Here is a 5,656-nt window from a genome sequence, read left to right on the forward strand (position 1 = left end):
CACGCCGATCCAGACCGCCAGATAGCGGTCGAGGGTGGAGAGTTTTCCGACGACTTCGGGGTGTTCGGTACTGGACGGGGCGCTCATACGGCGGTCTCCTGTGGGACGTCGGCGGCAGTGGATGATGCTTCCACGAGCAGAACGGCGGAAAGTTGTTGCAGGGCTGCGGGTATCACCCAGTAGTACACCCAGGTCCCGCGACGTTCGCAGTCGAGGAGTCCGGCCTGGCGCAACACCTTGAGGTGATGCGAAATCGTCGGCTGGGACAAGTCGAAGGTGTCGGAGATGTCGCAGACGCAGGCCTCCCCACCCTCATGGCTGGCAACCAAGCTCAGCAGTCGCAGCCGGACGGGATCGCCGAGCGCTTTGAACATCCGGGCCAGATCACCAGCCCAGTCTTCGGTCAACGGTTCACGGTTGAGTGGCGAACAACAGGCGCCGGTCTCCGCCACATCTTGATTCGACATACATCAATATTGACATCGATCAAATCAGTTCGCAACATGGGGCACGCCTCTGGTTCTGCAGCACGGGAAGGCCCCTTCCCTGGACGCGGATTTCTCGATGGCCGCGCATACGGCACTCAGATCGGCGGGTGAGGGCATCCGCCGTGCGACAGCCGTGATGGCCACTTGGATGTCGATGGCCTCGGTGGCCGGCTCCCAGTCGAGCGCGATCACGATCTCACTGATCTGCGCAGGTGAGAGCCGTTGATCCATCAGAGCCAGTAGCGGGCTGTGACCGTATCTCGGTGCGTCCTGCGGGTAGCCGCTGCGAAGCCAGTGCACAAAAGCGGTGACCACTGCCGGAATGAACATGAGAGACCTTCTTCGCAAGGAATTCATCGACGAGCATCAGTGCTGGGCGGCGATGTCGATCTCGTCGAGCAATGTGAGTACTCGCCGTTCGATCTCGTCACGGATCGGGCGGATCGCGTCGACCCCGAGACCCGCGGGGTCGGGAAGGACCCACTCCTCGTAGCGACGCCCGGGGAAGATCGGGCATGCATCTCCGCAGCCCATCGTGATGACGACGTCCGCTGCGCGGACCACTTCGTCCGTCCATGGCTTGGGGTATTCACCGCTGATGTCGATGCCACGTTCGGCCATTGCTTCGATGGCAGCTTCGTTGACGCTGGTGCCGGGTTCGGATCCGCCGGACCATGCGACGGCACGTTCCCCGGCGAGTTTTTCGAAGAATCCCATGGCCATCTGGGAGCGTCCGGCGTTGTGCGTGCACAAGAACAACACGGTGGGCTTGCCGTCGTTGGAGAGTCCTTCGACCTTGGCCAGGGCGCGCAGTCGCTGCCGGGCGAAGCGTTCAGCCAGGAGAGGGAGGTAGTTGACGACGGAGGCGCGGCCCGCGAACTGGTCGTAGGAAGAATGCAGGAAACGCTCGATGGTTTCGGTGTTGAAGACATCGGTGAATTCCGTGGCCAGGTGTGCGGCGGCACTCTTGAGCGCCAACCGTTGATCGATGGTCAGGTCGTCGCGGTGATGTGTTGCGGTGCTGAGGTTGTCGGTCATGAGAGTTCTCCGTTCGGGAGGCAATGGGGGGCGAGTCGAGCGACTCGGTGGTCGATGTCGTCGAAGGCTCGGTCGAACGCTGCGGCACTACCGGTGCGGGCAGGGTCCGGAATCGACCAGTGAAGAGAGTTCGGGTTCTCGCGCATTTCTTCGTGGGCGTTGTCGCACACGGCGATGACCATGTCCCCAGGAGCGAGGACATCGGCGACATCGGCCGGGCGCGTGGCGTCGAGAGGTAGGTCGTGACGGCGGGCGGCGGCGAGTGCTCCACTGTGAACTCGGGGAGCGGGGTGGGTGCCCGCCGATGCTGCCGGGATGTGCGATTGCTTGTTCCACAACGCCGCAGCCAGTTGCGAGCGCGCGGAATTGTGAGTGCACACGAACACGATCCGCGTCACAGCCAAGGGCGACGAGGTAGGAACGAGCACATCCAGCGCGGCGGGCTCGAGCCGGAGGTAGGTACGGCGCTTGTCGCCTTCCGATCGTGATCGGTGCACGAGACCAGCGCGTTCGAGGACCCCGAGGTGGTGGGCGAGCAGATTCGAGGAGATGGAGAGTCGGCGTTGCAGTTCCGACGGCGATGCGTCGCCGAGCACGAGCATGTCCACGATCGACAACCGTGCCGGATCGGCCAGGGCGCCGTAGAAGGCGGACCGCTGTTCCAGCGAGAACTTTTGCTCAATACTCATTGAGTCAATAATCACTGAGTTAATTTGAGATTGTCAAGCAATACCTGCCGGTAGTCGGGCTGTTCATTCAACTTTCGCCCATGGATTCATGTTCCGTTCATTTTCACAGCGATATCCGTTCATCCCCGGCCTCTAGATTCATCACCCGAGCGGCAATCAGCCCTGCTCAGTGTCACTCGATCTCGGTGGCCGCGCGCCGCGCGAGCAACCCCGATACTTCGAAGGAACTACGTGAAGCTCAAGCGATCTGGCGCCGCCCTCAGTGTGCTGGCGGCCAGCACCCTCCTGCTTTCAGCGTGCGGCAGCGACAACAACACCGGCGCGACGGGTTCGACCGGATCCACTGGCGCGGGCTCGACCTCGAATGTCGAGTGCGGCGGAAAATCGGCACTCAAGGGCAGTGGTTCCACCGCCCAGGCCAACGCCATGACTCGTTTCGTGAATGCTTTCGAGCAGGCGTGCAGCGGACAGACCCTCAACTACACCTCCAACGGCTCCGGCGCCGGTGTGAGTGAGTTCATCGGAAACCAGACCGACCTCGGTGGTTCCGACTCCCCCCTCAGCAAGGACAAGGGCGAGTACGACCGCGCGAAAGAACGCTGCACCAGCGACGCCTGGAACCTTCCCGTCGTCTTCGGCCCGCTCGCGGTGACCTACAACGTCAAGGGCGTCGACGACCTCGTCCTCGACGGCCCCACCTCTGCCAAGATCTTCAACGGTGCGATCACCACTTGGGACGATCCGGCGATCAAGGCTCTCAACGAGGGCGCTTCGCTGCCGTCGGAGAAGATCAACGTGATCTACCGCAACGACGAGTCGGGCACCACCGACAACTTCCAGAAATACCTCGACTCCGCCTCGGACGGGGCCTGGGGCAAAGGCGCGGGCAAGTCGTTCGTCGGTGGCGTCGGTGAGGGCGCCAAGGGCAACGAGGGCACCTCCGCCGCCATCAAGAGCACCGAAGGCGCGATCACCTACAACGAGTGGTCCTTCGCCAAGGCCCAGAACCTGCAGACCGCCAAGATCGTGACCTCCGCCGGTCCCGAACCGGTCGAGATCAGCACCGAGACCGTCGGCAAGACCATCGCCGGTGCCACCATCAAGGGTGAGGGCAACGACCTCGTTCTCGACACGTCCACCTTCTACAAGCCGGCCGAGACCGGCGCGTACCCGATCGTGCTGGCTACCTACGAGATCGTGTGCTCGAAGTACCCCGACGCCGAGGTCGGCACCGCCGTCCGCGCTTTCCTGCAGTCCACGATCGGCGCCGGCCAGAACGGTCTCGAGGAAAACGGGTACATCCCGCTCCCGAGCGCGTTCCAGCAGAAGCTGACCACCGCAGTCAACGCGATCTCCTGATTGCCTGATCAGCGATGGCTCTGCACCCCGACGACGTAACCCGCTCCCCGGAGACGCCCACTGCGGCGACTCCGGGGGCGGGCGGAAAGATACCCGGCATGCCTGATCACAGCGGCAAGACTTCCCCGACGATTCCCTCGTCTCTCTCGACCGGAAAACACCAGTTCGGTGACAAGTTCTTCCGGTGGCTGGCCACCGGTGCCGGTGCCACGATCGTCGTCTCCATCGGCCTGATCGCCATCTTCCTGCTCATTCGCGCCATCCCGTCGCTGCAAGCGAACAACGCGAATTTCTTCACCAGCACCGAATTCGTCACCAGCGATGCATCGAATCTGCGTTTCGGTATCCGTGACCTCCTGACGGTCACCGTGCTCAGTTCGGTGTTCGCTCTGGCGATTGCGGTGCCGATCGCACTGGGTATCGCTGTGTTCTTGACGCAATACGCACCCGCGCGTCTCTCGCACGCATTCGGCTCGATCGTCGATCTCCTCGCCGCGGTGCCCTCGATCGTGTTCGGTCTCTGGGGAATCTTCATCCTCGCCCCCAAGCTCAGCCCGGTCGCGGAGTTCCTCAACGACAACCTCGGCTGGTTCTTCCTCTTCAGCGAAGGCAACGTCTCCTTGACCGGAGGCGGCACCATCTTCACCGCCGGAATCGTTCTCGCGGTGATGATCTTGCCGATCATCACCTCGGTCACCCGTGAGGTCTTCCGCCAGACACCGCGCACGCAGATCGAAGCGGCACAGGCGCTCGGCGCCACCAAATGGGAAGTCGTGCGCATGACCGTGCTGCCTTTCGGTCGCAGCGGCATCATTGCCGCGTCGATGCTCGGCCTGGGGCGCGCTCTCGGTGAAACCGTGGCCGTGCTGATCATCTTGCGCTCGGCTGCCAATCCCTCGAGCTGGTCGCTGTTCGACGGCGGATACACCTTCGCCTCGAAGATCGCCTCTGCAGCGGCAGAGTTCAGCGCTCCCCTTCCGACCGGCGCGTACATCGCCGCTGGTTTCGTCCTCTTCGCATTGACCTTCGTCGTCAACGCACTCGCTCGCATGGTCGCGAAAGGCAAGGTCAACGGATGAGCGCCGATCTCCTCAATGCACCGGCCAAGGCGCCGACGTTCCAAAGCATCAGCACCAGCCGCAAAGCCAAGAACGGTATCGCCACCGTACTGTTCTATGCTGCCTTCGGTATCGCGCTGATTCCTTTGGTCTGGGTGCTGTTCACCGTCATCGAAAAGGGATGGCGCGCCATCACCTCCTCCGGCTGGTGGACGAATTCTCTGCAGGGTGTGCTTCCGGAACAGTTCGCCGGCGGCATCTACCATGCGCTGTACGGCACCTTGATCCAAGCAGCGATCGCAGCGATCATCTCCGTCCCGCTCGGCATCATGGCAGCGATCTACCTGGTCGAATACGGGCGCGGAGCCTTCGCTCGCACCGTGACGTTCATGGTCGACGTTCTCGCCGGTGTGCCCTCGATCGTTGCGGCGTTGTTCGTTTTCAGCCTCTGGATCGCGACTCTCGGATTCGAACAGAGCGCTTTCGCCGTCTCCCTGGCGCTGGTGCTGCTCATGCTGCCGGTCGTCGTACGCAACACCGAGGAAATGCTCAAGCTCGTCCCGGACGAGCTTCGGGAAGCCTCCTATGCACTGGGCGTCCCGAAGTGGAAGACGATCATGCGCATCGTCATCCCGACCGCGATGCCGGGCATTATCAGCGGAGTCTTGCTCTCCATCGCCCGAGTCATGGGTGAAACAGCTCCGGTCCTCGTGCTCGTCGGCTATTCCCGCTCGATCAACTTCGACGTCTTCGAAGGCAACATGGCCTCGCTCCCGCTGCTGATCTACACCGAGCTGATCAACCCGCAGCCCGCAGGCCAGCTCCGAGTGTGGGGCGCAGCCCTGACGCTGATCATCGTCATGGCGCTCCTCAACCTTCTCGCTGCGCTCGCGACCCGCTTCCTCACCAACAAGCGCTAGAAACGGACAGGAACACCAGACATGGCCAAGCGCCTCGACATCAAAGATCTCAACATCTACTACGGCAAGTTCCACGCCGTCGCCGATGTGGGCCTGTCCGTCCC

General features: G+C 62.6%; 7 protein-coding genes and 1 pseudogene. 4 read left to right on the plus strand and 4 right to left on the minus strand.

From position 1 onward, the window contains the following. Positions 1–83: 83 nt before the first annotated feature. From H7C86_RS36380 to H7C86_RS36395, 4 genes are read right to left on the minus strand one after another with little or no spacing between them, the layout of a single operon-like run. Positions 84–467: a helix-turn-helix transcriptional regulator gene (locus H7C86_RS36380; protein ID WP_037131620.1), complete on the minus strand. Its 384-nt coding sequence runs from the start codon at positions 465–467 to the stop codon at positions 84–86. A gap of 24 nt (positions 468–491) precedes the next feature. Beyond that, positions 492–818: a DUF3349 domain-containing protein gene (locus H7C86_RS36385; RefSeq protein ID WP_054186447.1), complete on the minus strand. Its 327-nt coding sequence runs from the start codon at positions 816–818 to the stop codon at positions 492–494. A gap of 36 nt (positions 819–854) precedes the next feature. After that, positions 855–1,526, minus strand: coding sequence for an arsenate reductase ArsC (locus tag H7C86_RS36390; RefSeq protein WP_054186448.1), 672 nt, complete (start codon positions 1,524–1,526; stop codon positions 855–857). After that, positions 1,523–2,215 (minus strand): helix-turn-helix domain-containing protein, encoded by a 693-nt coding sequence (locus H7C86_RS36395; protein ID WP_054186449.1) that lies wholly within the window; start codon positions 2,213–2,215, stop codon positions 1,523–1,525. The genes H7C86_RS36390 and H7C86_RS36395 overlap by 4 nt, the downstream gene beginning before the upstream one ends. 231 nt (positions 2,216–2,446) lie before the next feature. On the opposite strand from H7C86_RS36395, the gene pstS reads away from it, so the two are divergent. The 4 genes and pseudogenes from pstS to pstB form a co-directional block, all read left to right on the plus strand. Further along, the gene (gene pstS, locus H7C86_RS36400; protein ID WP_054186450.1) at positions 2,447–3,574 is read left to right on the plus strand and encodes a phosphate ABC transporter substrate-binding protein PstS; all 1,128 of its coding nucleotides are present in this window, start codon (positions 2,447–2,449) and stop codon (positions 3,572–3,574) included. A gap of 98 nt (positions 3,575–3,672) precedes the next feature. Continuing rightward, entirely contained in the window at positions 3,673–4,653 is a 981-nt protein-coding gene (pstC, locus tag H7C86_RS36405; protein WP_054186453.1) for a phosphate ABC transporter permease subunit PstC, read from the plus strand. Next, positions 4,650–5,552: a phosphate ABC transporter permease PstA gene (gene pstA / locus H7C86_RS36410; RefSeq protein ID WP_054186451.1), complete on the plus strand. Its 903-nt coding sequence runs from the start codon at positions 4,650–4,652 to the stop codon at positions 5,550–5,552. Before pstC ends, pstA begins: the two co-directional genes overlap by 4 nt. A gap of 21 nt (positions 5,553–5,573) precedes the next feature. Then, positions 5,574–5,656, plus strand: a pseudogene (gene pstB, locus H7C86_RS36415) (phosphate ABC transporter ATP-binding protein); the annotation flags it as partial.

This window comes from Rhodococcus sp. UFZ-B548 (assembly GCF_903819475.1).
In the GTDB taxonomy this organism is placed as follows: Bacteria; Actinomycetota; Actinomycetes; order Mycobacteriales; family Mycobacteriaceae; genus Rhodococcus_F; species Rhodococcus_F erythropolis.

What these genes read in the sequence shown, in the direction of transcription:
- H7C86_RS36380 (WP_037131620.1), bottom strand. Translation starts at nt 467, where the DNA reads ATGTCGAATCAAGATGTGGCGGAGACCGGCGCCTGTTGTTCGCCACTC.
- pstA (WP_054186451.1), top strand. Translation starts at nt 4,650, where the DNA reads ATGAGCGCCGATCTCCTCAATGCACCGGCCAAGGCGCCGACGTTCCAA.
- H7C86_RS36395 (WP_054186449.1), bottom strand. Translation starts at nt 2,215, where the DNA reads ATGAGTATTGAGCAAAAGTTCTCGCTGGAACAGCGGTCCGCCTTCTAC.
- pstC (WP_054186453.1), top strand. Translation starts at nt 3,673, where the DNA reads ATGCCTGATCACAGCGGCAAGACTTCCCCGACGATTCCCTCGTCTCTC.
- H7C86_RS36390 (WP_054186448.1), bottom strand. Translation starts at nt 1,526, where the DNA reads ATGACCGACAACCTCAGCACCGCAACACATCACCGCGACGACCTGACC.
- H7C86_RS36385 (WP_054186447.1), bottom strand. Translation starts at nt 818, where the DNA reads ATGTTCATTCCGGCAGTGGTCACCGCTTTTGTGCACTGGCTTCGCAGC.